Below are 23,013 nucleotides of genomic sequence, written 5' to 3'. Positions count from 1 at the left end.
TCAGGCCCCCTTGGCCTTCGACGCCGACGCGGGGTCGGCGAACTGTGGAGATGTTTTTTCGAGGTCGTCGTTCAGCCGGTGGAACAGCGAGTTGAGGGTCTTCCGGTCGTCGTCGGACCAGTCGCTGAGCACCTCGGCGAGCCACTGGTTCCGCTGCTTGCGGTTCTCCTCGAACACCCGATGCCCTTCGGCTGTCGGTGCGAGCAGGCAGGCGCGGCCGTCTTCGGGGTCGGCCAGGCGTTCGACCAGCCCGTGCTGGACGAGGGAGCTCGACTGCCTGCTGATGGTCGAGATCTCGGAGTGCAGGAACTCGGCGAGTTTGCTGGTCCGCTGGGGGCCGACGTGGATGAGGCAGAAGAGGATCGCGTACGCGGCCCTCTCGATGCCGTCCGGCCCCTGCTTGGACACCTGGGACTTGGCCCGGTTGACCAGGCGCACGAGCCGCACGAGCTCATGCCCGAGGGTGTCGGCCAGATCGAGGTCGGCCTTCGACCTGGTGCCGGGTGTCGTGGGTGTCATGGTGGTCTCTCTCGCCGGTTGCTTGGTCACTGCAACTAGTTGCCTAGAGCAAGGATGTTCCTCTCAAGGGAGGTTCGCAAGGAGAAAACGATGTTGTGTGTCGGATGACACTTTAGTTGCCGCATGCAAGCACATTTATTCGTGCATGTTTGTCCGGTTCGCCCTGAGCTGCACTTTTGCTTTGATGGAGTCATGACCGACTCCGCGCTCTACGCGATCCTCGCCAGTCGAAACTTCGGCACCCTCGCCACCATCAAGCGTGACGGACGGCCCCAGCTGTCGACCGTCAACTACCTCTACGACGCGGACGCGGGCGCGATCCTGATCTCGGTCACCGCGCCGCGGGCCAAGACCAAGAACCTGCGGCGCGATCCGCGGGCGACGTTTCACGTTGCGACCGAGAGCGGCGACGGATACGTCGTCGTCGAGGGGCCGGCGGTGCTCACGCCGACCGCCGCTTCGCGTGACGACGCGACCGTCGACGCGCTGGTGGACCACTATCGGCGGGCCCGGGGTGAGCACCCGGACTGGGACGAGTTCCGCGATGCCATGGTCGCCGACCAGCGGGTGTTGCTGACCATCCCGATCGAGCGCGTCTACGGGATCCAGATGTGAGTCCGGGGATGTCATGAAAGGGTCGTTCAGGACATCTTTTGTCCTGAACGACCCTTTCATGACATTTGCGGGAGGGGTCAGCGGGCGATGCGGGCCTTGATCTCGTCGATCCGGTCGAGCAAGGGGCTCGCATCGTCTCGGCCGAGCGCCGCCCGGAGGTAGAGGCCGTCGCCGACCAGGATGACCAGCTCGGCGGTCAGCGGGTCGTCGACGTGCTCGCTGATCAGGTCGTGGACCTTCTGGTTGTAGACCTGCACGACTTCGGAGACCCGTGGCTCGTTGAGCATGATCCGGATCGTCGCCATGGTCGTGCGGTGCAGTGCCTTCTGCTGGGTGACGTCGGTGATCGCCGTCCGCAGATACCAGGAGACGACGCCTTCGGGCGCCTTCTGCGCCTCTTCGAGATCCGCCTCCGACAACGTGGCGAGACGTTCCATCAGGCCGTCGACCAGGGCTTCCTTGGAGCCGAAGTGGTAGAGCAGGCCGCCCTTCGACACTCCGGCGTGCGCGGCGACGGCGTCGAGGGTGACCCCGCCGGGACCTTGCTCGATGAGGATCTCCTCGTACGAATCGAGGATGCGTTCCTTCGCGGTGGGCTTCGCCATATCAGTTGACTATACCGTCTGGACGGTTTACCTTCGAAACGAGGCGGTAACTGTACCGTCCGGACGGTTTAGCTTAAGGAGAGTGCGCCATGGTGGGGCGCAAGCAGTGGTGGGCGTTGGCGGTACTGGTGCTTCCGGTGCTTCTGATCAGCGTGGACATGACGGTGCTCGGGTTCGCGCTGCCGTTCCTGTCGGAGGATCTGGCGCCCACCGGTGCGGAGCAGTTGTGGATCGTCGACATCTACTCGTTCATGCTGGCGGGCCTGCTGGTCCTGATGGGCACGCTCGGCGACCGCATCGGCCGTCGCAAGCTGCTGCTCATGGGTGCCGCGGCGTTCGGTGCCGCGTCGGTGCTCGCGGCCTTCTCGACCAGCGCGTTCATGCTGATCATCGCCAGGGCGCTGCTCGGCGTCGGTGGCGCGACGCTGATGCCGTCGACGCTGTCGCTGATCCGCAGCATCTTCACCGACCCCAAGCAGCGCCGGATCGCGATCGCGGTGTGGAGCGCCGGGTTCTCCAGCGGGATGGCGCTCGGGCCGGTGCTCGGCGGCTGGCTGCTGGAGCACTTCTGGTGGGGCTCGGTGTTCCTCATCAACGTCCCGGTGATGCTGGTGCTGCTGCTCGTCGGACCGTTCGTGCTGCCGGAGGCGCGTGACCCGAAGCCGGGCCGCTTCGACCCGCTGTCGGCGCTGCTGTCGCTGGCCGCGATGCTGCCGGTGGTCTACGGCATCAAGCTGGTCGCCGAGCACGGCTTCACGGTGAAGGCCGCGATCAGCGTCCTGATCGGGCTCGGCCTCGGTGTCGTGTTCGTCCGCAGGCAGCACCGTCTCGACGAGCCGATGCTCGACCTGAAGCTGTTCTCGAACCGGGCCTTCAGTGGCTCCGTCGTGACGAACATGCTCGGCGTGTTCGCCATGGTCGGCCTGCTGTTCCTGGTGCCGCAGTACCTGCAGCTGGTGCTCGGGCTGAGCCCGGTCGTCGCCGCGCTGTGGATGCTGCCGGCGACGGTCGCCGGGATCGTGGGCGCGCTTCTCGCGGCTTGGCTCGCGAAGCGGATCCGTGTCTCCCTGCTAGTCAGTGGTGGTCTCCTGGTCGCGGCGGTCGGCTTCCTCGCCTTGACCCAGGTGTCGTCCGGCGGTGGACTCGCGTACGTCGTGGTGGCGTTCACGCTGCTCGGGGGCGGTGTCGCCCTCTCGGAGACGCTGACGAACGACCTGGTCATCTCGGCCGCTCCGGCCGAACGGGCCGGTGCCGCTTCGGCGATCTCCGAGACCGGGTTCGAGCTGGGCGGCGCGCTCGGCACGGCCATCCTCGGCAGTGTCGCGACCGCGGTCTACCGGTCCGGCCTGCCGGAGGGGACGGCCGAGTCCGCCCGGGACACGCTGGGTGGCGCGGTCGCGACCGCGCAGCAGCTCGATCCCGCCGCGGGGCAGGCGCTCCTGGAATCGGCTCGCGAGGCCTTCACCCAGGGGATGCACGTCACCGCATGGGCAGGCGTGGCCGTGCTCGTCTATACAGGTGTTCAAGCCTTCGTTCTGCTAGATCGGAAAAAAAATTCCGCAGTGCGGAGCTAATCCGGCCTACGATGAGGGTATGAACAACCATGGCCTGGTCACCCGCCTCCGCGAGCAGCTCGGCGACGCCGCGGTGCTCACCGACACCGACGTCACGGACGCCTACTCGCGCGACATGATGCCGCTGGCCGCCAGCGGAAAGCCGCTCGCGGTGGTCCTGCCGTCCGACGTGGAAGGTGTGCAGGCCGTGGTCAAGGCCTGTGCGGAGTTCGAGGTGCCGATCGTGCCCCGCGGCGCCGGCAGTGGTCTGTCCGGCGCCGCGAACGCGATCGACGGCTGTGTCGTGCTGGTGCTGACGAAGCTCGACCAGATCGTCGAGATCGACGAAGGCAACCGGCTCGCCGTCGTGCAGCCCGGCGTGGTGAACCTCGATTTCCGCAACGCGGTGGAGAAGCACGGCCTGTTCTATCCGCCGGACCCGTCCAGCTACGACTGGTGCACCATCGGCGGGAACCTGTCCACCAACGCCGGTGGACTCTGCTGCGTGAAGTACGGCGTCACCACGGATTCCGTGCTGGGGCTGGAAGTCGTGCTCGCCGACGGCTCCCTGCTGAAGACCGGGCGCCGCACGGTGAAGGGCGTCGCGGGCTACGATCTTGCGCGGCTCTTCGTCGGCAGTGAGGGCACGCTCGGCGTGATCACCCAGGCGACCGTCGCACTGAAACCGTTGCCACAGCTGCCTTCCACGCTCGTCGCCGCCTTCAACAGCACGGAGGCGGCGGGCGAGGCCGTCGCACGCGTCGTGCGTGAAGGCCTGGTGCCGTCGCTGATGGAGATCATGGACGCGACGTCGATCAAGGCCGCCGAGGCCTACCTCAAGACCGACCTCGGCACGAGCTCGGACTGCAAAGCCTTGCTGCTCGCGCAATCCGACTCCGGCGGCGAGGTCGCGCGGAAGGAACTCGCGGTGCTGGAACAGATCTGCGTCGACTGCGGCGCGGATCTGGCCTACGCCACCGAAGATCTCGAAGAGGGCAAGATGCTGCTGCAGGCGCGGCGGGTCGTGCTCACCGCGCTGGAGATGTACGGCGTCTGGCTGACCGACGACGTCTGCGTGCCGCGCACGCGCATCGCCGAACTGATCGCCGGCTGCGAGCGGATCAGCGAAGAGGTGGGGCTGCGGATCGCCGTCGTCGGCCACGCCGGTGACGGGAACATGCACCCGACGATCGTCTACGCGCCCGACTCCGAGGACGAGTTCGCCCGCGCGCGGGTCGCCTTCGACGCGATCCTCGACGTGGCCCTGTCGCTGGGCGGGACGGTCACCGGCGAACACGGCATCGGCCGGATCAAACGCGAGTGGCTGGCCAAGGAGATCGGCGAGGTCGGCATCGCCGTGCACCGGCAGATCAAGCAGGCGCTGGACCCGAAGAACCTTTTCAACCCGGGTTCGATGTTCTCCCTCTGAGCGCCATGAAAGGTCCTTTCCTTGCAAAATTCGCAAGGAAAGGACCTTTCATGGCACGAGAGCAGGGAGGAGCGGGTCAGTCGCGGATGCGCGGGATCTGCTGCGTGACGTCCTCGGCGGTATCGGCGACGAGACCGGTCGCGGTGTTCCCGTGCTTCTTCTCGCGGCGCGCCTTGAGGTACTCGATCACGATCGGCACCACCGAGACCAGCACGATCAGGATGAAGATCGCGTCGACGTTGTCGCGGATGAACGCGACGCCGCCGAGCAGGTGGCCGAGCGCGGTGATCCCGGCGGCCCACAGGATGCCGCCGACGACGGTGTAGGTGAAGTACTTCTTCGGGTCCATCTTGCCGATACCGGCGATCCAGGTGATGAACGTCCGCACGAACGGCACGAACCGCGCCAGCACGACCGCCTTCGGCCCGTGCTTCTCCAGGAACGCGTGGGTCTGGTCCACGTACTTCTGGTTGAAGAACTTCGAATCCGGCTTGCGGAACAGCCACGGGCCGACCTTCCAGCCGAGCCCGTAACCGACCGCGTTGCCGAGCAGCGCGGCGACGGTGACCAGGACGCACACCAGCCACAGCGGCGCCTCGATCGAGCCGTTCGCGATGAACAGGCCCGCGGTGAACAGGAGTGAGTCACCGGGCAGCACCGGGAAGATGCTGCTCTCGATGAAGATGATCAGGCAGAGCACGGTGATGACCGGAACGGTCAGCCCGCTCAGCAGGTGCTGCGGGTCCAGCCACTCCGGCAGGAGGCCCATCGTCGTCACGTTGTTCTGCGCCAGGATCACACCGAAAACGGTACAGGGTGACGCAGAGTGCCTTGACCCGGCGGGAGACCGTGCTCAGATCAGCGTCAGCAGCCCGATCACCGAACCGGCGGCGAGCCCCAGCAGGACAGCCAGCAGCAACACCCAGTACGCGGGCAGCGGCGGGCTGGCAGGCGGAGGCGGCGTCGGGCGCTCCGCCAGCCTGGCGGTTTCCGCGTCCTCCAGCGCGACGCGCTCTCGTTCGAGCGAGTCCGCGCCGGCGCCGGACAGCAGGCCGTACTGCGGCGGCAGTTCGCTCTTCCCGGAAACGTCGCTACGCTCAGTGTCCGTTTCGACCGGTTTGTCGGTGGTCGTTTCGGAGAGCCGCTCCGCCGAAGGAGCGAAGACGGCCTGAGCGCGCAGGGCATCGGCTAGGAGTTTCTCCGGGTCCTTGGGCTCGCTCATCCGGACTCCTTTCGCCGCTACCCGTCGCTGACCGACACACCGCCTTCGATGGCGCTGCTCAATGTAGCCGCAGCGTCGTCTTCGACCCACTCGCCCTGACGAAGCACCTTGACCGGCCGCAGGTCGCGGTCGAGCACGACGAGGTCGGCCGCGAGCCCGGCCCGCAGCGAGCCGGTCCGGTCGGCGATGCCGAGCAGTTCGGCGGGGCGCCCGGAGGTCGCACGGACGGCGTCGAGCAGGTCGATGCCCGCGCCGCGCACGAGGTTGCGGAAGGCCGCGTCCATGGTCAGCGTGCTGCCCGCCAGCGAACCGTTCCCGGCCAGGGTGGCGACGCCGTCGCGGACGTCGACCTCGAGCCGGCCGAGGATGTAGCTGCCGTCGGCGGCGTCGGTGGCCGACATGGCGTCGGTGATGAGCACCGTCCGGCCCTTGCCCGCGTGGTGCGCGGCCAGCCGCAGGACGGTCGGGTGCACGTGGACGAGGTCGCAGATCAGCTCGACGGTGATGCGTTCGTCGTCGAGGAGGGCGCCGATCGGGCCCGGCTCGCGGTGGTGGAGTGGCCGCATGGCGTTGAAGAGGTGCGTCGCGACGGAGGCACCCGCGTCGATCGCGGGGATGATCTGGTCCTCGACGCCGTCGGTGTGCCCGATGGCGGCGATGACGCCCGATTCGGCCAGTTGCCGGACGGCCTTGATCCCGCCGTGCAGTTCGGGGGCGAGGGTGACCATCCGGATGTCGCCGCGGCCCGCGGCGAGCAAGGCGTTGACCGTCGCCGTGTCCGGCTCGATCAGCGTCGCCGGGTCGTGCGCCCCGCACCGCGCCTTCGAGATGAAGGGTCCTTCAAGGTGAATTCCGGCAAGTTCACCCTCTTGGACCAGCTCACGCAGGGCCGCGATCTGGTCCCTGAGCACCGGGATGGGGTCCGAGACCAGACTGCCGAGCATGGTCGTGGTCCCGTGCCGCCGGTGCGCGCGGACCGCGCGGAGCAGCTCCTCGGGGTTCGCGCTGGAGAACGATCCGCCCCCACCGCCGTGGCAGTGGGTGTCGACGAAGCCGGGCACGACCAGGCACCCGTCGACGTCGACGCGATCGATGTCCGGGGGTGTCCCGGAACCGACTTGGACGATCTTGCCGCCGGCGATAGCCAGCCAGCCGTCGTCGAGTACACGGTCCGGGGCGACGACCCGGCCGCCCACGATCACGAAATCTCCGGCGCCTCTCACGCCCCCCAGCATATATTGGTCTGGACCAAGCATGGCGGCACAACCCAGCGGTCGAGATGAAGGCCGGGCATCAGTTCGGTGACTGCATCGCTTTCTGCAGTGCTTCGAGCGCCCGGCTGGCGGTTGACTTAACGGTACCTTTCGAAATCCCGGCGGCCTCCGAGATTTCGGCCTCACTCAGCCCACCGTAGTAACGGAGGACCAGAACCTCGCGCTGGCGAGGGGGCAGTTTGGACAAAGCGCTCACAACGGCCTGATGTTCACTCGACAGCATGGCGAGGCTTTCGGCCGAACGCGCGTTGACGGCGTGTGGCGCCACGTACTCACGCGCGGTCTTGCGGCGGCGCAGCACGCTGCGTGATCCGTTGACCACGGCGGTGCGCAGGTATCCGACGGCCGCGGCGGCGTCGCGCAGGCGCCCCCAGTTGCGGTGAAGCCCGGTGAAGGCCTCCTGGACGACGTCTTCGGCGGTCGCCGGTTCGTCCACGAGCAGGATGGCCAGCCGGACGAGCCGCATCCGGTGCTGGCGGTAGAGATCCTCAAGGGTCAGCGGTGCCGCAGGCGGCGGTGGCGTGACCGGTCCGTCCATGGTGCGCAGATGGCCGAGGGTCGCCTCGACACTGCGTTCCGCATTGCCCTCGAGCATGTACCCCTACCTGTTCATTTACCCCTTTGAAGCACAACCTGTGCATGGCGCTCGATCAGCGTATCGGGTGGGGTGACGGTCCTGCCTGATCGGATCCTGAGAAGCTGGGCGCGTCTGTCGGAACGACCTTGGAGATGTCGATGGCCTGGTTCCTGGTGGAGATCACGTACGTGCAGGAGAAGCTGGCGGACGTGCGTCCCCGGCACCGGAAGTTCCTCACCGACCTCGCCGACCAGGGCGTCGTCGCGCTCGGCGGCCCGCTGGGCGACGGCTCCGGCGGCATCTCGATGTACCAGGCGGCCGACGAGGCGGCGCTGCTGGAGATCATCGACCAGGACCCGTACCACCTCGAAGGTGTCGTGGCGAAGCGGACCGTACGCGAGTTCAAGCCGGTGATCGGCGCCTGGATCCCGAAGGAAGACTGACGGCTCAGAGATCGAGGGTGACCGGCTCGCGTTCGACGCAGACCCGGACGCGGTCGCCGGTCACCGTCGGCAGTTCGCACGTCCCGCAAAACCCCTGGCGGCACGAATAAGCGATGCCGGGCACGGTCTCGCGCAGGACGTCGAGCGTCGACCGGTCGGCGGGGACGTCCAGAGTCCTGCCGCTGCGGGCGAGTTCGACACGGAACGGCTTGCCGCCGACGATCGGCGGCGTCGAGAACCGCTCGAAGAACACCGGTCCCGAGCCGCGCAGCGCCGCGTCGGTCCGGACGCTCACGATCATCGGAACCGGGCCGCAGCAGTAGATCGGGGCACTCCTCGGTGCCCCTTCGAGCAATTCCGCGCCCGACGCGGGGATCCCGTAGTCCGTGTCCGGACGGATCCACACCCGATCGCCGAATTCGGACAATTCCTCCAAGAACGGCATCGAAGCCTCGTCGCGACCGGTGTAGACCAGTCGCCAGTCCGCGCCAGAGGCGGCCGCCTGCCGCACCATCGGCAGGATCGGCGTGATCCCGATACCGCCCGCGATGAACAGGTACGCCGGGCTCTCGACGAACGGGAAGGCGTTGCGCGGGCCGCGCCCGGTGATCCGCGCGCCCTTCTTCAGCGCGTGCATCGCCGTCGATCCCTCACCGAGCAACCGGACTCCGACGCGGTAGGCCGAGCGGTCGTCCCGGTCGCCGCACAGGGAGTACTGACGGACCAGGCCCGGCCGCGGCGAGAGATCGATGTGCGCGCCGGGCCGCCATCGAGGCAGCGGCTCGCCGCGTTCGTGCACCAGCCGAAGGACGGCGACGCCGTCCGCCTGGGCGCGGAGGTCGTCGACGACCAGCGGGAGGTCACGGTCGACGGCGACCACAGGCGGACGGCGACGGCCGCTCACCCCGCTGAGCCTGCGGTACAGCGCGACGACACCGGTCAGCGACGCCATCGCGCGGTCGGTGCGCCCGCTGCCGTCGAGCCGCAGCGGCCTCGGCGGTGTCATCACCGGGGTTCGTCGGCGGCCAGCGCGGCCGGCGAGCTCGCGAGGTACGCGACGGCCTGATCGGTGTCGCCGGTTTCGGTGGGGTGATAGGACTTCCGGAAGTACGGCCGGATCTCGCGCCGCAGCTGCTTGCCCGAAGGCAGAAGCCCGAGCTTCGCCACGCGCAGATAGGTCCGGAAACTCGCCTTGCCCGGCCGGGTCGGGTCGTTCTTCATGAGGAACCTCGTGCCCCGCAAGAAGACCCACGCGAGCACCGGCGTCACCACGAGCATGCTGCGCACGCGGCGCGCGTAGCGGCCGTCGAGGTGCATGAACAGGTCGAAGGCGACCGAGCGGTGCTCGACCTCTTCGGCGCCGTGCCAGCGCAGGAGATCCAGCATCGTCGGATCGGCGCCCGCCTTGTCGAGCGCTTCGGCGTCGAGGATCCACTGGCCGAGGAAAGCGGTGTAGTGCTCGATCGCGGCGATGACGGCGAGCCGTTCGATCAGCCACTCTTCGCGCCGCTTGGCGGAAAGCTCGCGGTCGCCGAGCAGACGGCGGAACATCCACTCCATCTGCGCGATGTACGGCCGCACGTGGACGCCCGCCGCTTCGAGGTGTTCCGCCGCGCCGTCGTGCGCCTCGGCGTGCATGGCCTCCTGGCCGATGAAGCCGAGGACGTCCTCCTTGAGCCGCTCGTCGCGGATCAGCGGGACGGCCTGCTTGAACACCTCGACGAACCAGCGTTCGCCCTCCGGCAGCGCGAGATGCAGCACGTTGATCGTGTGCGTCGCCTGCGGTTCGCCGGGGATCCAGTGCATCGGCAGCGACGCCCAGTCGAACTCGACGTCGCGGGCGTGCAGGACGATCTGCTCGTGATCGGTCACGAAGACCTCCCGCTGAGTTCGTAGTCGCTGGCGTCGACCTTGCGGGTGTCGAGCCAGTAACGCCAGGTGAAGCCCGGCCAGATCGTGCGGTTGACGCCCTTCGCGTCGAGGTACCAGCTCTTGCAGCCGCCCTGGGTCCACACGCCCTTGACGAGTTTGTCCTGGATCTCGCGCTGGAACTTCTCCTGCACGCCGGGGCGGACGTCGAGCGCGGCGGCGCCCCGCGAATCGGCGAGCTTGATCGCGTCGACGACGTACCGCGCCTGCGACTCGATCATGAAGACCACGGAATTGTGGCCCAGCGCGGTGTTCGGGCCGAGCAGGAAGAACAGGTTCGGGAAACCGGCGACGTTGATGCCCTTGTGCGTGCGCATCCCCTCGGTCGCCCATTCCTTGGCGAGGTCGCGGCCGTCGATCCCGGTGATGTCCAGGTATTCCAAGGCGTCCGTGACCTTGAAGCCGGTGCCGTAGATGATCGCGTCGACCTCGTGCTCGACACCGTTCCCGTCGACGACGCTGTGCGCCTTGACCTCGCGCACGCCTTCGGTGTTGACGTCCACATTGGACCGATTGATCGCCGGGTAGTAGTCGTTGGAGATCAGCACCCGCTTGCAGCCCATGGTGTAGTCCGGGGTGACCTTCTTGCGCAGCTTCGGATCCTTGATCGCCTTGCCGATGTGGCGCTTCGCGATCACCTCGCCGGCCTTCATGATCGCGGGGTGACCGTTGAAGCCGACGGCGCGCACTTCGAGGAACCAGTACAGCGCGTTGCGGTAAAGCCGTTGCACGCCGGGGATCCGGCGGAACGCGGTCTTGGCCCAGCCCGGCATGGCGTGGTCGGGCTTCGGCATGATCCACGGCGGCGTCCGCTGGAACAGCGTCAGCTCGTCGACCTCGGGCGCGATCTTCGGGACGAACTGGATCGCGCTCGCGCCGGTGCCGACCACGGCGACCTTCTTGCCGCGCAGGTCGTACTCGTGGTTCCACTGCGCCGAATGCCAGGTCTGGCCCTTGAACTTCTCGATCCCGGGCAGCTGGGGCACCTGCGGGATGTGCAGGCCGCCGACGCCCGAGACCAGGAACTGGGCCTCGAACTCGCCCGACTTGGTGTGCACGTGCCAGCGGCGCTTGGTGTCGTCCCAGGTGGCGCCGGTGAGCTCGACCCCGAAGCGGATCTTGCGCCGCAGCCGGTACTTGTCGGTGACGTCCTTCAGGTACTGGAAGATCTCCGGGGCGGGCGAGAACGACCGCGACCAGTCCGGGTTCTGCTCGTAGGAGAACGAGTACATGTGGGACTGCACGTCGCAGGCGCAGCCGGGGTACGAGTTGTCGCGCCACGTACCGCCGACTTCGTCCGCCTTCTCCAGGATCACGTAGTCGGAGATCCCGGCCTTTTCGAGCTGGATGGCCTGGCCGAGCCCGGAGAATCCGGTGCCCACGATCACGACCTTGAATCGCTCGGTCATCTGCGCCCTCCACGTCGAGGCTTTCTTGCGCAGATGACGTTACCTGAAGTAACAGTTACTTGCTAGTACTCCCTACCCGTCAGTACGTGCCGCCGAGCTTCGTGTGGTCCCAGCTCACGATCTTGGTCGGCCGGAAAATCAGCCCGATCCGCTTCGGGGCCTGCTTGCCGATGAAGCCGGAGAGCTCGTCGGGCACCGGGTCCCCGGGCTTCGCGCCCGCGTACCGCTGCATGAGGTTGATACCCATCTGGGTGACCGCGGCCGTATCGGTGATGACCTCGACGTCGGCTTCGAGGGAGACCCCGCGCAGCTTCTCGTAGCTCTCGCCGTCCTCGATGAGCACGGTGGCGCGGGGGTCTCGCTCCAGGTTCTTCGCCTTCTGGGATGTGCCGTAGGTCCAGGTCGCGACGCCGGATTCGTGCGGGTAGTACCAGAGCGGCGCCAGATGCGGGCGGCCGCCTGGGCCGATCGTCGCGACGTTGATGACCTTCTGCTCGTCGAGGTAGGCGGCGAGTTCGTCCGGTGACATGCGGATCTGGTCGCGACGGGACATACGTCAGCCCTTTCGTGTGGCGGCCCGGCCTGCCTGGCCGGTCACTGAAGATTCGTACGCCCCGCGCTCCTTGATGTCCATGAGCGCGGCGGCGTCGGCCTTCTTGATCCGGCTCTTCGCGCCGATCTCGATGATCGGCGGCAGGAACGCGCGGATCAGCTTCAGGCCGCCGACCCAGCGGGGCACGTGCACGGTGCGGGCGCGTTTGTTGACCCCGGCCTGGAGGTGGTCGAGCGCGACCGACAGCGGGTAGGTCTTGCCGAGCAGGCCGGGCATGCCGGCGCGGAGCTTGCCGAAGACCGGGTGCTGGTCGGCGCTCTCGACGAGGTCGGTGCGGATCCAGGTGGGGTGCGCGACGCCGACCTTCACGCCGAGGTGGGCGACTTCGGCGCGGAAGCTGTTGCAGAACGCCTCGACGCCCGCCTTCGCGGCGGCGTAGTTGGCCATACCGGGCGCGTGGGTGATCGCGGCCAGCGAGGAGATCGCCAGCAGGTAGCCCTTGCGGTCGATGACATGCGGAAGGGTGACGCGGAAGGTGCGCCAGACGCCGAGGAGGTCGACCTCGATGACCTTCTCGAAGGCGGCCGGATCCACCGACCGGACGAAACCGGAGGTCGCGATGCCGGCGTTCGCGATGACGATGTCGATCCCGCCGAAGTGCTCGACGACGCCCGAGGTGGCGCGTTCGAGGTCGTCCCAGCTGGTGACGTCGGCTTCCCAGGCGTGCGCGCTGGGGCCGATCTTGTCGGCGACCGCCTGCTGTTCCTTGGCTTCGATGCCGACCAGGGCGACCTTCGCGCCCTGCGCGGCCAGGCGCTCGGCGAGCCCCGCGCCGATGCCCCTCGCGGCGCCGGTGATCAGGACGACCTTGCCGTTCACGCTGTTCTTGGCCACGTTGCCTCCTCGTCCGAGCCCTACGGCTTTCGGACGGTACCCCAACCTACCCGGAGTAAGCTACCCGCAAGTAGGCGAGCTGAAAGGGCCCTTCACCGCATGTGACGCGGTGAAGGGCCCTTTCAGTGCATGAGATGCGGGGAAAGGCCCCTTCAGCTCCCGGAGGCGGCGGTAAGGGCGTCGACCTCCTCGGGGGTGAGCGCGAGGTCGGCGGCGGGCAGGAGGTCGTTCAGCTGCTCGACCGAGCGGGCGCTCGCGATGGGCGCGGTGACGGTCGGCTGGGCGAACAGCCAGGCGAGGGAGACCGCGGCGACCGGGACGCCGCGCGAGGCCGCGACCTCGTCGAGCGCCGCGAGCACCCGCTCGCCCCGTTCGTCCAAATAGGATGATGCGCGGGCGGCGCGCGGGCTGTCCCCGAGGTCGTCCTTCGACCGGTACTTTCCGGCGAGGAAACCCTTGGCCAGCGAGAAATACGACAGCGTGGTCAGCCCTTCACGCTCGACCGCCGGCGCCAGGTCCTGCTCGTAGTCCCGCTCGACGAGGTTGTAGTGCGGCTGCAACGCGACGTACTTCGCCAGCCCTTCACGGTCCGAAATGGACAGTGCTTCGGTCAGTCGTTCGGCGGAGTAGTTCGACGCCGCTACGTAGCGCACCTTGCCCGCGCGCACGAGCGCGTCGAAGGCCCGTACCGTCTCCTCGACGGGCGTGTCCGGATCGTCGATGTGCGCGTAGTAGAGGTCGATGTGATCGGTACGGAGCCGTCGCAGTGAGTCTTCGGCCGCCGCCGCGATGTTCGCGGCCGACAGCCCCTTGCGCTCCTCCCACATACCGGTCTTGGTCGCGATGACGACGTCGTCACGACGGCCGCGCTTGGCCAGCCAGTTGCCGATGATCGTCTCGGAACCGCCTGCCGAATAGAGGTCGGCGGTGTCGATGAAGTTGCCGCCCGCCGCCGTGTAGGCGTCGAGGACGGCGAAGGACTGCTCCTCGTCCGCGGTCCAGCCGAAGACGTTTCCGCCGAGGTTGATCCCGTGGACGTCGAGGTCGGTGTTCCCGAGTTTCGCCATGGTTCGAACATAAGGGAAGACATCGCCCGCCCGGTGTGTTGGCTCGAAGCATGGGAATCGAACTCGGCAGGATCGGCATCTGGCAGCACGAATCCGTCTTCACCCCGGAGATCGCCCGTGAGCTGGAGGAACTCGGCTACGGCGCGATCTGGCTGGGTGGCTCACCGGACGGCGACCTGGTGAAGGCGGAGGAGCTGCTCGACGCCACGAAGACGATCAAGGTGGCCACCGGCATCGTCAACATCTGGAAGGACGACGCGGCCACGGTCGCCGAGTCGTACAAGCGCATCGAAGCGAAGCACCCGGGCCGCTTCCTGCTCGGGATCGGCGCCGGGCACCGGGAGCACACCGCCGAGTTCAAGAAGCCGTACGCGGCCCTGGTCGAGTACCTCGACGCGCTCGACGCCGCCGGAGTACCTGTCGAAGGCCGCGCCCTCGCCGCTCTCGGCCCTAAGGTGATCAAACTCGCAGGAGACCGCACAGCGGGAGCCCACCCGTACCTGATGACGCCCGAGCACACCCGTCAGGCGCGCGAGATCCTCGGCGAAGGACCGCTGCTCGCGCCCGAGCAGAAGGTCGTCCTCGAGGCCGATCCGGCGAAGGCCAGGGAGATCGGGCGGGCCACCGTCAAGTTCTACCTCGGCCTCGTCAACTACACGAACTCCCTGCGGAAACTCGGTTTCACCGACGAGGACCTGGCTGGCGAGGGCAGCGACAAGCTGATCGACGCGCTGGCCGTCTACGGCGACGCCGAGACCGTCGCCCGCGGCGTCACCGCGCATATCGAAGCCGGGGCGGACCACGTGAACATCCAGGTACTGAACTCCGACCCCCTGCCGGTCTACCGCGCGCTCGCCGCGGTCCTCCTCTGACGCGACGGCTGTAGGCACCTCCCGGCCGACCTCGTACGATGCGGCCGAGAGGTGCACCAGCCTGCTTCGAGGAGGAGTAAACGATGCCCATCGCCACCCCCGAGGTCTACGCGGAGATGCTCGACCGGGCGAAGGCGAACGAATTCGCCTACCCGGCCATCAACGTGACCTCGTCGGAGACCCTGAACGCCGCCATTCGCGGGTTCGCCGAGGCGGAGAGCGACGGGATCATCCAGTTCTCCACCGGCGGCGCGGAGTTCGCGTCCGGCCAGAAGGTCAAGGACATGGTGACCGGTTCGGTCGCGCTCGCCGAGTTCGCCCAGGTCGTCGCCGCCAAGTACGACGTGAACGTCGCGCTGCACACCGACCACTGCCCGAAGGACAAGCTCGACGGCTTCGTCCGCCCGCTGATCGAGATCTCGGCGGAGCGGGTCAAGAACGGCCAGAACCCGCTGTTCCAGAGCCACATGTGGGACGGTTCCGCGATCGACCTCGACGAGAACCTCGAGATCGCGCAGGAGCTGCTCGCCAAGGCCGCTGCCGCGAACATCATCCTCGAGGTCGAGATCGGCGTCGTTGGCGGCGAGGAAGACGGCGTCGAGGCCGAGATCAACGAGAAGCTGTACACCGCCGAGGGCGACTTCCTGAAGACGATCGACGCGCTCGGCTCCGGCGAGAACGGCCGCTACCTGCTGGCCGCGACCTTCGGCAACGTGCACGGCGTCTACAAGCCCGGCAACGTGAAGCTGCGCCCGGACGTGCTCAAGGGCGGCCAGGAGGCGGCTGCGAAGAAGCTCGGCCTCCCGGCCGGCTCGAAGCCGTTCGAGCTGGTCTTCCACGGCGGTTCCGGCTCGCTGCCGGAGGAGATCCGCGAGGCGGTGTCGTACGGCGTCGTGAAGATGAACGTCGACACCGACACCCAGTACGCCTTCACCCGGCCCATCGCGGACCACTTCTTCAAGAACTACGACGGTGTCCTGAAGATCGACGGCGAGGTCGGCAACAAGAAGGTCTACGACCCGCGTAGCTACCTGAAGGCCGCGGAGGCTGCCATGGCCACGCGCGTCGTCGAGGCCGCTCAGTCGCTGGGCTCGGCCGGCAAGAAGCTCTCCTGACCCGTTCCGCATTTAGTCCTCTGAATGCGGGAAGTACGTGAAGGCTCCCTTCCTTGCGCTGGACGCAAGGAAGGGAGCCTTCACGTACTCGGAGCGTGGCTGAGACCAGCGGTTTCAAGATCAGCAAAATGTCGGTCACTTGCGCTGTGGAATGTCGGTTAGCCTGGTCGTGAAATGTCGGTCGAGGGTACTGTGAGATGTACACGACCTCCGGCATTTCGAGAAGCTATGGCCGAATCGGACCTGGTACGGGCCAGTTGCGCCGTCGCCGAGGAGTACTTGGCGAGCTTTCGCATCGTGATCCTCAACGGCCCGCGTCAGGCCGGTAAGACGACCATGCTCAGGCATCTCCACCGGCGTCACGGTGGTACCTCCTCAACCTCGACGACGAGCAACTTCTGCAAGCGGCCATCGAGGACCCCGTCGGATTCGCCGGTACCGGCCCGGAGCCCAGGCTCATCGACGAGGTGCAACGGGCAGGGGACCCGCTGATCAGAGCGATCAAGGCGGAGGTCGACGCGGAGAGCGGGCCAGGACGCTACGTCCTGGCCGGGTCCACCAGGTTCCTGGCGACTCCCAGCCTTTCGGAGTCCTTGGCGGGCCGGGGCGTCGTCGTCGACGTATGGCCGTTTTCGCAGGGGGAGTTCGAGGGGCGGTTCGAGCGGTTCATCGATGTCGTTTTCGACGAACCCGGCCGTTTGCTGGGCCTCGGTCCCGCGAACGTCGATCGCGCGGACTACTTCGCGCGGATCTGTCGCGGAGGTTTTCCCGAACCCGCGCTTCTCGGCGGCGCGCGTGCGCGCAAAGCCTGGTTCCGCGCCTACGTGCAGGCCATCGCGGAGCGCGACATCCGGGAGATGTCCAGGGTCAATGAACCCAGCGCGATGACGGCCTTACTGGCTTACCTGGCCTCCATCACAGCGCAAGAGCACAACAGCGTGAACACGTCGACCAGGACAGGTCTTCACCGCACCACGGTGAACAAGTACGTCGAATTGCTCGAAGCGGTGTTCCTGGTCCACCGGCTCCCGGCATGGTCGCGAAATCTGACGTCCCGGGCGGTGAAACACGCCAAGCTGCACCTCACCGACACGGGACTCGCCGCTTCCTTGCTGGGCGTGTCACCGGAATCCCTGGCGAAGCCCGTGGCACCGACCCGTGGACCCCTTGTCGAGACCTTCATCGTCAATGAACTGGCCAAGCAAGCGACGTGGAGCGAAGCCGAGGTTCGGTTGCACCACTGGCGAGTGAGCGGTGGCGCGGAGGTCGACGTGGTCATGGAACGGGACGACGGACAGGTCGTGGGCGTCGAAGCGAACGCGCGAGACACCGTGACCGCGGCGGACTTCCGCGGCCTCGCCCAGTTAAGAGACCTTCTCGGCGATCAGTTCACGCAAGGAATCGTCTTGCACACAGGGAGCCAGGGCGCCATCAGCTTCGGTGATCGGCTGATGGCGCTCCCGCTCGATTCCTTGTGGCGGGCCGGGCATGATCCGGCCGCGTGAGCCTCAGGCGGCGCGTGCGCGGCGCTTCTCCAGCGCCGAGTTCATCGCCCGCGTCCCCGGACCGGCGGCGGCCCACAGCACGCCGACCCCGGCCAGGCAGACCGCGGCCGTCCAGTAGGCCACCGGCGGCGCCGATTCCGTGAGTGCGTCGCCGAGGATCCACGGCCGGAACTGCGACTGCACCCACAGCATCCCGTAGCCGAACGCCGTCACCAGCAGCGCGCCCGCGCCCGCCGTCAGCAGCGGATGACCCCGGCCGATGCGGAACGCCAGGTCGACGGCGAGTCCGACGGCCAGCAGGTAGAACGGCACCACCGAGACCGGGAAACCCATCCCGAACAGCAGCGGCCACATCACCAGCCGGTACGCGAGATACGCGGCGGCGACCGTCGTGCCCGCCCAGCGGAAACCGGTCGTGTGCCGCGCCAGCGCGAAGATCAGCGCCATCACGCCGATGCCCCACAGCGGGTACACCCAGTCGTCGATCGGCATCGTGAAGTACTCGACGGCCACCCGGTCGACCGGATGCCCGATCTGGTTGGCGGCGAAGTTCAGCAGCTCGGGCTCGGCCTCGGGCGTGCCGCGCTCCCAGGCGCGCAGGCCGAGGATGCCGTACTCCTGCTGACCGTTCGGGAAGAAGGTGTTCTCCAGGAAGAACGCCCACAGTCCGATCAGGACACCGGTGCGCAGGCGGCCGGGCTTGGCGTACTTCAGCCAGCCCATGATCACGCCGGCCTGCATGATGCCCGTTCCGATGTAGAGCATCATGTGCGACGGGCTCCACGCGGTCAGGTCGAGACCGTTGACGCGGTGGTTGATGACGTCCAGCGGCGCCGCGATGAGGAACACCACGAGCCCGATCTGCATCAGCCGCAGCGAACGCCGGTCGGCACCCATGCCGGTGTAGCTGTGGATCGCCACCAGAACCATGATGATCACCGTGCCGACGGTGTTGATCAGATGCGGCGGGGCGAGGTCGTCGCGCAGCCACATGAAATGCCACGACATGTCCCAGGACGAGCCCACCAGCTTGAAGGCGAACGCGGCCAGCCACATCGAGTAGCAGAACTTCAGCACCCAGTCCGGCGTCGCCTGTCCAGGCGCGCCGCGGTGCCAATGGAGCTTGAAGAACAGCCTCGTCTTCGCGATCGGGCTGCGGGGGATGACACCCGGCGAAAGGTCCCCGGTCACTTCTGTCGCCTTTGTCATGCGGGTCATCTTCCCTGCTCCAGATCACGGGATGGGCATTTGGGGTCGAAAATCGGGGTTCACCCGTAGGGGTGGTGGATTTGCGGTCGGCGTGCGAAGCAGGGCAAGGTGTGCCGCCATGATGCCGAAACGACTCGTCGCGGCGGTCCTCGTCGCCGCTCTGGTGCTGGCCGGTGGGGGCATTCTCGGGAGCCTGTTCTTCTAGTCACAGCGCTGCTGATCGCGCGCTGACGAAAGCTCGCCGAAGGGGCGCCGTTCCATACGGTGGTCGTGTGCTCCGAGATGCGCCCCTTCATCGAACTTTCGTGGCCTCCGGCCGACAGAGGGCGCGCGATGTGAAGTCTCCGTCGGGCGCTGCGCGCCCTTGGGGAGACGGGTCTGCACAATGGCCGGTATGACGAACCTCCTCGGCCCCCAGCCGACGCATCTCCCCGAGCACACCGCCGCACAGGCGGCGCTGGACGCCGGGACCGATCCCGCCGCCGTCGCCGCCGAGCACCCCGACTACAGCGAGGCGTGGGCCGCCCTCGCCGAGAAGGCGCTCGACGCGGGCGAGACCGTCGCCGCGTACGCGTACGCCCGCACCGGTTACCACCGCGGTCTCGACCAGCTTCGCCGCGCGGGCTGGAAGGGACACGGGCCGGTGCCGTGGTCGCACCGCCCGAACCAGGGTTTCCTGCGTTCCCTCTCCGTCCTCGGCAAGGCCGCCGGCAAGATCGGCGAGACCGAGGAGTACGACCGCTGCAAGACCTTCCTGAGCGACTCGGACCCCGCCGCGGCGGAAGCCACCGGCCTCAAGTGACGTCGTGAGTGGCGATTCGGGTTCTAACCCGAATCGTCACTCACGACCACCTGGACCGATCGGCCTCGCTAGAACAGGCCGCAGTTCCCGAAGGCCGGCAGCCCCGCGAAGCGACCCTCAAGCCAAGCGAAAGCCTCCGGGAACGCCCGGATCGCCCCGCCCACGTGCGTCGGAACCAGCGAAGTCGAGAACTGCACCTTCGCGCCCTTCTCGCACCAAGAGCGCGCCATGGTCCGCCCCTGCGCGTACGGGACGATGTCGTCGAGAGCACTGTGGACGACCAGCGTCGGCGCGCCCGGCTTACGCGCACCGATGAGCTGCTCGCCGACTCGCGTCTTGTACGGCTCTTCGCCGAGGTACGCGGTCAGCGGCCGGCCGTCCTTCGTCAGGTCCTTCGACTGCGTGAACGCGTGCGCGAAGATCGCGTCCCCCGTGCACTCCTGCTTGACCTTCTCGAACGCTTCGGCACCCTTCGCGTTCAGCAGGGCCGGGATGTTCAGTTCCGGGTACGCCGCGTCCATGCTGACCAGCGTGAATCCGAGGAACCCGAACGCGTAGTGCCCGTCGATGTTCTTGCCGACTTCGGCCAGGTCGGCCGGGACGGCGCCCGCGTACGAGCCCTTCAGCTTGAGCTCGGGCGCGTAGGACGGCTGGAGTTCGGCGGCCGACGCCGACGCCCCGCCGCCCTGTGAGTAGCCCGCGGTCGCGACCGGGCCGTTGTCCGGCAGGTTCGCTTCGGGCAGGCGCTGCGCCGCGCGGATCGAGTCGAGGACGGCGTTGCCCTCGGCGACGCGGTTGACGTACGTGTGGACGCCGGGAGTGCCGAGGCCTTCATAGTCGGTGACGACGACGCCGTAGCCGCGAAGCAGCAGCCCGGCGATGAAGGGCCCTTCGTACTCCATGCCCGCCGCGAGCGCTTTCGACGGCGCGCACTGGTCGCCGACGCCCTGCGTCCCGGCCGCGTAGCCGATGACCGGCCGCTCGCCCGCGCCGGTCCACGCCTTCTTCGGGGTGAGGACGGTGCCGGTCACGGCGTTGGCCCGGCCGTGGGTGTCGGTGCTGCGATACATGATCCGCTGGACGTCCGCGTCGGCCTTGATGAGTTTGACGGGATCGACGTAGAAGGTGGACGGCTCGTGCCGGATGATGTCGCCGGGAGCACCCGCGGGCAGTGGCGACGGGGGATCGTAGAAGGACGGGGCGGCTCCGGCCTGCGGTGCCCCGAAGGTCAGCAGGGCCGCGATGGTGGCCGCTGAGACGGCGGCGGACACACCGCGCCGGGATCCTGGACGCATGCTTGCTCCTCGTTGAGCACAAACATTTTCGACAGACGTGTCGAAAAAGAGAGTCAGTGAGGTGGCGCACAATGTCAAGTCCGGCGCCGCGAGGGAGACCCCGCAAACTCCCGATCGGCGAGCAACGGGCGCGGGTGCTGGGTTCGGCGGCAGGCGTCTTCGCGGTGCACGGCGCGCAGGCCGCGACGATCGAGCAGATCGCCCGGCGCGCGGGGGTGTCCCGCCAGGCCGTCTACGAGCAGTTCGGCGATCGCACGACGTTGTTCGCCCAGGTCGTCGCGGACATCGAGGAACGCGCCTTCGAGGCGATCGGCGCGCCCGCCCTCGACCTCTCGCAGCCCGAGCTCCGGTCCTGGGCCCGCGCCAACTACGCCAACATGTTCGCCTTCGTCGCGGCGAATCCCGACGCGTTCCCCGTGTTGCGCGAAGCGGAGCGCATGGGCGACCCGGCCCTCACCCGGCTTCGGGAACGGCTGGCGGCCGTCTACACAGAGGCGAGCCGGCAGCGCTGGGCACGCCACGGCGTCGACTCCGGCCGCGCGGACAAGGCGCTGGTCACGCTGTTCTTCGCGATGACCGAGGCGCTCGTCCAGGCGAGCTGGGACGGTGAGCCGCCCGACGCGGACGCGCTCATCGACCTGCTCACCGAATTCACCGTCGGCGGCGTCGTCCGCCTCCGGACCGCGGCCGCCGACGTGATGGAAAGACTGCGTTAGGCCGCGACGGCCTCCAGGGTTACTTCGGCGACCGAAGCGAGATCCGGTGACGAGACGACGCGGTTGCGGCCGTTGCGTTTCGCCGCGTAGACCGACGCGTCCGCCGAGGCCATGACCTCGTCGATCGTGCGGCCGTCGAGCGGGTACGTCGCGACGCCGACCGACGCCGTCCGCTGCTCGATGACCACGGCGTTGCCCTCGTTGTCCTGGGTCTTGATGACCATTTCGCTGATCCGCTGCCGGATCCGCTCGGCGACCGCGACGGACTCCTGCTTCGAAGACGAGGTCAGGAGCACGACGAACTCCTCACCGCCGAAGCGGCCGGCGAGGTCCTGCGTCCGGGTTTCGGCCTTGACCAGCGCCGCGACGCCCTTGAGCACGTCGTCGCCCGCCAGGTGGCCGTACGTGTCGTTGATGCTCTTGAAGTGGTCGAGGTCGATCATCAGCGCGCCGAACTGGCCGTTCTCGCGCTCGGCGCGGGAGACCTCGCGGACGGCGCCCTGCTGCCAGGTGGTGGCGTTGAGGAGCTGGGTCTTCTGGTCGGTGGTGGCGAGTTCTTCCAGCTGCTTGATCAGCACCGAACGCTGCAGCAGGTACAGCGGCAGGAAGACGAGCAGCACCAGCACCGGCTGATGCGGCAGGACGGCGAGCACGAGCGCGCCGATGCAGACCGTGGAGGCTTCGAGGATGTTGTCGTCCCAAGAGCCGAGGAGCGTCTGGACGGTCGCCTTCTTGGGCGCCGCGAAGTACAGGCCGGTGCCGGTGAAGACGGCGTTCGTCAGGAAGAAGGCGATGCTCGCGGCGCAGATCGAGGTCACCGACGCCATGTCGGCGCCGACGATCTGCACGGTCGCCCAGGCGGCGAACGCGGTCAGCGTCATCGATGTGGCGTTCGCCACAGTCCGGTGGGGGTTGACCGTGCGAAGGCCCGCCCAGCTGCGGTATCCGAGGTGAAGATAGATCACGGTTACGAGAAGCGCGGTCAACTGCGGCGGAAGCAGGATCGCGCCCGGCAGCACCCAGACCGAGGTCATGTTGATATGCGGGGTGACGCTCATGCTGCGCCGCTGGCGCTCGATCCGGCGGGTCGCCTCGGTGTGCGCGATGGCGAGCCCGGCGAGTAGGAAACACAGCAGGACCTGCGAAGACGTGATGGCGATGGATGTGGCGAAGACCCCCGTCAGTGCCAGCATCGTCGCGACGGACAGCCCGGTGTAGGCGATCCAGTGTTTAGGCCTCTTCCACAGCTCCCACGTCGCTACCGTGAGAGCCGAACGATGTCCAGCGCGTTCCTCCGATGTGATCATCTTTCCCCCTGACTCTTGCGTCATTCTCCGAAACCCCCTACTTACGGACAGCTTCTACCGACTTGCGGGCTGTCGACAAGCTCCCTAGGTGTGTACTTTTCTC

24 protein-coding genes are annotated in these 23,013 nt (G+C 67.6%); 9 read left to right on the top strand and 15 right to left on the bottom strand.

Going from position 1 to position 23,013, the window contains the following annotated elements; genetic code table 11:
- Window positions 1-519, bottom strand: coding sequence for a MarR family winged helix-turn-helix transcriptional regulator (locus AORI_RS80370; RefSeq protein ID WP_016338113.1), 519 nt, complete (start codon window positions 517-519; stop codon window positions 1-3).
- A 192-nt stretch (window positions 520-711) separates the two neighbouring features.
- Between AORI_RS80370 and AORI_RS80365 the strand changes: the two genes are divergently transcribed.
- Window positions 712-1,134, top strand: coding sequence for a PPOX class F420-dependent oxidoreductase (locus tag AORI_RS80365; protein ID WP_016338112.1), 423 nt, complete (start codon window positions 712-714; stop codon window positions 1,132-1,134).
- 77 nt (window positions 1,135-1,211) lie between these two features.
- On the opposite strand, the gene AORI_RS80360 is transcribed toward AORI_RS80365, so the two are convergent.
- Complete coding sequence (locus AORI_RS80360) at window positions 1,212-1,739, bottom strand: TetR/AcrR family transcriptional regulator (RefSeq protein ID WP_016338111.1); 528 nt, start codon at window positions 1,737-1,739, stop codon at window positions 1,212-1,214.
- 89 nt (window positions 1,740-1,828) lie between these two features.
- On the opposite strand from AORI_RS80360, the gene AORI_RS80355 reads away from it, so the two are divergent.
- Both AORI_RS80355 and AORI_RS80350 read left to right on the top strand, forming a co-directional pair.
- Window positions 1,829-3,313 (top strand): MFS transporter, encoded by a 1,485-nt coding sequence (locus AORI_RS80355; RefSeq protein ID WP_016338110.1) that lies wholly within the window; start codon window positions 1,829-1,831, stop codon window positions 3,311-3,313.
- Window positions 3,314-3,332: 19 nt separating this feature from the next.
- Window positions 3,333-4,721, top strand: coding sequence for an FAD-binding oxidoreductase (locus tag AORI_RS80350; protein ID WP_016338109.1), 1,389 nt, complete (start codon window positions 3,333-3,335; stop codon window positions 4,719-4,721).
- 76 nt (window positions 4,722-4,797) lie between these two features.
- Here the strand turns inward: AORI_RS80350 and AORI_RS80345 are convergent, their stop codons facing one another.
- From AORI_RS80345 to AORI_RS80330, 4 genes are all read right to left on the bottom strand, one after another.
- The gene (locus AORI_RS80345) at window positions 4,798-5,520 is read right to left on the bottom strand and encodes a DedA family protein (RefSeq protein ID WP_016338108.1); all 723 of its coding nucleotides are present in this window, start codon (window positions 5,518-5,520) and stop codon (window positions 4,798-4,800) included.
- A gap of 54 nt (window positions 5,521-5,574) precedes the next feature.
- Window positions 5,575-5,943, bottom strand: coding sequence for a hypothetical protein (locus AORI_RS80340; RefSeq protein WP_016338107.1), 369 nt, complete (start codon window positions 5,941-5,943; stop codon window positions 5,575-5,577).
- Window positions 5,944-5,960: 17 nt separating this feature from the next.
- Entirely contained in the window at window positions 5,961-7,145 is a 1,185-nt protein-coding gene (gene nagA, locus AORI_RS80335) for an N-acetylglucosamine-6-phosphate deacetylase (RefSeq protein ID WP_016338106.1), read from the bottom strand.
- Window positions 7,146-7,236: 91 nt separating this feature from the next.
- A complete protein-coding gene (locus tag AORI_RS80330; RefSeq protein ID WP_007032484.1) occupies window positions 7,237-7,812 on the bottom strand; it encodes a SigE family RNA polymerase sigma factor in 576 nt (191 codons plus the stop codon).
- A gap of 140 nt (window positions 7,813-7,952) precedes the next feature.
- On the opposite strand from AORI_RS80330, the gene AORI_RS80325 reads away from it, so the two are divergent.
- Window positions 7,953-8,237, top strand: coding sequence for a YciI family protein (locus AORI_RS80325; RefSeq protein WP_043849254.1), 285 nt, complete (start codon window positions 7,953-7,955; stop codon window positions 8,235-8,237).
- A gap of 4 nt (window positions 8,238-8,241) precedes the next feature.
- Here the strand turns inward: AORI_RS80325 and AORI_RS80320 are convergent, their stop codons facing one another.
- From AORI_RS80320 to AORI_RS80295, 6 genes are all read right to left on the bottom strand, one after another.
- Window positions 8,242-9,243: a PDR/VanB family oxidoreductase gene (locus AORI_RS80320; protein WP_043848463.1), complete on the bottom strand. Its 1,002-nt coding sequence runs from the start codon at window positions 9,241-9,243 to the stop codon at window positions 8,242-8,244.
- Entirely contained in the window at window positions 9,243-10,109 is an 867-nt protein-coding gene (locus tag AORI_RS80315) for a metal-dependent hydrolase (protein WP_016338103.1), read from the bottom strand. Before AORI_RS80315 ends, AORI_RS80320 begins: the two co-directional genes overlap by 1 nt.
- A complete protein-coding gene (locus AORI_RS80310; protein ID WP_016338102.1) occupies window positions 10,106-11,575 on the bottom strand; it encodes a flavin-containing monooxygenase in 1,470 nt (489 codons plus the stop codon). Before AORI_RS80310 ends, AORI_RS80315 begins: the two co-directional genes overlap by 4 nt.
- A gap of 79 nt (window positions 11,576-11,654) precedes the next feature.
- Window positions 11,655-12,128: a pyridoxamine 5'-phosphate oxidase family protein gene (locus AORI_RS80305; protein ID WP_016338101.1), complete on the bottom strand. Its 474-nt coding sequence runs from the start codon at window positions 12,126-12,128 to the stop codon at window positions 11,655-11,657.
- Window positions 12,129-12,131: 3 nt separating this feature from the next.
- Window positions 12,132-13,022, bottom strand: a complete 891-nt coding sequence (locus tag AORI_RS80300) for an SDR family oxidoreductase (RefSeq protein ID WP_016338100.1) — start codon at window positions 13,020-13,022, stop codon at window positions 12,132-12,134.
- A 152-nt stretch (window positions 13,023-13,174) separates the two neighbouring features.
- Complete coding sequence (locus tag AORI_RS80295) at window positions 13,175-14,089, bottom strand: aldo/keto reductase (RefSeq protein WP_016338099.1); 915 nt, start codon at window positions 14,087-14,089, stop codon at window positions 13,175-13,177.
- A gap of 50 nt (window positions 14,090-14,139) precedes the next feature.
- Here AORI_RS80295 and AORI_RS80290 point away from each other — a divergent pair, with 50 nt between their 5' ends.
- The 3 genes from AORI_RS80290 to AORI_RS82325 all read left to right on the top strand — a co-directional run bounded on the left by AORI_RS80290 (window position 14,140) and on the right by AORI_RS82325 (window position 17,581).
- On the top strand, window positions 14,140-14,961 hold the full coding sequence (locus AORI_RS80290) for an LLM class F420-dependent oxidoreductase (RefSeq protein ID WP_016338098.1): 822 nt from the start codon (window positions 14,140-14,142) through the stop codon (window positions 14,959-14,961).
- A gap of 83 nt (window positions 14,962-15,044) precedes the next feature.
- Window positions 15,045-16,076: a class II fructose-bisphosphate aldolase gene (gene fbaA, locus AORI_RS80285; RefSeq protein WP_016338097.1), complete on the top strand. Its 1,032-nt coding sequence runs from the start codon at window positions 15,045-15,047 to the stop codon at window positions 16,074-16,076.
- Between the two features lie 398 nt (window positions 16,077-16,474).
- On the top strand, window positions 16,475-17,581 hold the full coding sequence (locus AORI_RS82325; RefSeq protein WP_228688431.1) for an ATP-binding protein: 1,107 nt from the start codon (window positions 16,475-16,477) through the stop codon (window positions 17,579-17,581).
- Window positions 17,582-17,584: 3 nt separating this feature from the next.
- On the opposite strand, the gene AORI_RS80275 is transcribed toward AORI_RS82325, so the two are convergent.
- Entirely contained in the window at window positions 17,585-18,790 is a 1,206-nt protein-coding gene (locus AORI_RS80275; RefSeq protein WP_016338095.1) for a hypothetical protein, read from the bottom strand.
- Window positions 18,791-19,184: 394 nt separating this feature from the next.
- Here AORI_RS80275 and AORI_RS80270 point away from each other — a divergent pair, with 394 nt between their 5' ends.
- Window positions 19,185-19,592, top strand: a complete 408-nt coding sequence (locus AORI_RS80270) for a DUF3151 domain-containing protein (protein ID WP_043849253.1) — start codon at window positions 19,185-19,187, stop codon at window positions 19,590-19,592.
- Window positions 19,593-19,660: 68 nt separating this feature from the next.
- Here AORI_RS80270 and AORI_RS80265 read toward each other — a convergent pair whose 3' ends face one another.
- Window positions 19,661-20,887, bottom strand: coding sequence for a lipase family protein (locus AORI_RS80265; RefSeq protein ID WP_043848462.1), 1,227 nt, complete (start codon window positions 20,885-20,887; stop codon window positions 19,661-19,663).
- A 134-nt stretch (window positions 20,888-21,021) separates the two neighbouring features.
- On the opposite strand from AORI_RS80265, the gene AORI_RS80260 reads away from it, so the two are divergent.
- A complete protein-coding gene (locus AORI_RS80260) occupies window positions 21,022-21,603 on the top strand; it encodes a TetR/AcrR family transcriptional regulator (RefSeq protein ID WP_016338092.1) in 582 nt (193 codons plus the stop codon).
- Here the strand turns inward: AORI_RS80260 and AORI_RS80255 are convergent.
- Complete coding sequence (locus AORI_RS80255; protein WP_016338091.1) at window positions 21,600-22,910, bottom strand: GGDEF domain-containing protein; 1,311 nt, start codon at window positions 22,908-22,910, stop codon at window positions 21,600-21,602. The two genes, AORI_RS80260 and AORI_RS80255, sit on opposite strands and share 4 nt — an antisense overlap.
- Window positions 22,911-23,013 lie beyond the last annotated feature (103 nt).

This window comes from Amycolatopsis keratiniphila, assembly GCF_000400635.2.
In the GTDB taxonomy this organism is placed as follows: Bacteria; Actinomycetota; Actinomycetes; order Mycobacteriales; family Pseudonocardiaceae; genus Amycolatopsis; species Amycolatopsis keratiniphila.
This window is presented reverse-complemented; position numbering and strand designations above follow the sequence as displayed.